Genomic DNA, 1,105 nt, shown 5'->3' on the forward strand with positions numbered 1-1,105 from the left:
CTTGCTGATTACCTTGTTCGCGCTCAACCTGCAGCGACGCGCCCAACCTGTTGCCGCCGGGGTGCTGGCGGCAGTCGCGGTCAGTATCGTACCGCTGGCGGTATTCGCCATCGAGCGCCTGATCGGCTGGTGGCCGCTGGATGACGCGCAGGCGCGCTACCACCAGTACTACACCCATGTGCAGGCCGGCTGGCTGGGCATGGAAGCCGCCACAGTGCTTGCCGGGCTGCTGATGCTGCGGCTGATCCCCTACCCGTTCATCGTCATGCCGATTGCCGTGGCCTTGTGGTTCATGTCGATGGACCTGAGCGAATGGTTCTTCGGCTCGCCGTTCAACTGGGACCAGCGGCGCGAAGTTTCGCTGTGGTTCGGGCTGGGCTTGCTGCTGGTGTTCCTCGGAGTCGACGGGCGCACACGTGAGGACTATGCCCACTGGGGTTACCTGGCAGGGTTGGCAGCATTCTGGGGCGGCCTTACCCTGGTGGACAACGGCAGCGAATGGGCCAAGGCGATGTACTGCCTGATCAATATCGCGCTTATGGGCATGGCGGTGCTGTTGCGCCGGCCTGTGTTCATGGTGTTCGGGGCGCTGGGGGTGGCGGCGTACCTGGGATACCTGTCGTATGAGGTGTTTGCCCAGTCGCTGCTGTTCCCGCTGGTAGTTACCTTGATCGGCTTGGGGGTTATCTGGTTGGGGCTGGTCTACCAGAAGCGGCGGGAGAAGCTGAGCCAGGTGATGCGAGGATGCTTGCCGGTCTGGGTGCAGGCTGCGTTGCCGGCGCTTCGCAACTGATATTGCCCCACAAGGGCCGCGAAGCGGCCCTGAAGTCTCAGCCTTAACCCAGCTCTACGATTTCGTAGCCATGGGTAATCTCGACCCCGGCACGCTCAAGCATGATCGACGCCGAGCAGTACTTCTCCGCCGACAGTTCTACCGCGCGCTTGACCTGTGCCTCTTTCAGCCCACGCCCCTTGACCACGAAGTTCATGTGGATCTTGGTGAACACCTTCGGGTCTTCGCTGGCACGCTCGGCTTCCAGGAACGCTTCGCAGCTTTCCACCGCCTGGCGCGACTTCTTCAGAATGCTGACCACATCAAAGCTGC

The 1,105-nt window shown here is 62.2% G+C and carries 2 protein-coding genes; one reads left to right on the forward strand and one right to left on the reverse strand.

The window, feature by feature from the left end:
• On the forward strand, positions 1-793 hold a 793-nt coding region (locus HP546_RS30500), incomplete at its 5' end, for a DUF2157 domain-containing protein (protein WP_172233679.1).
• Between the two features lie 43 nt (positions 794-836).
• On the opposite strand, the gene HP546_RS30505 is transcribed toward HP546_RS30500, so the two are convergent.
• A partial coding sequence (locus HP546_RS30505) for an OsmC family protein (protein WP_172233682.1) occupies positions 837-1,105 on the reverse strand: 269 nt, incomplete at its 5' end.

The organism is Pseudomonas sp. CM25, assembly GCF_013179705.1.
Taxonomy (GTDB): domain Bacteria; phylum Pseudomonadota; class Gammaproteobacteria; order Pseudomonadales; family Pseudomonadaceae; genus Aquipseudomonas.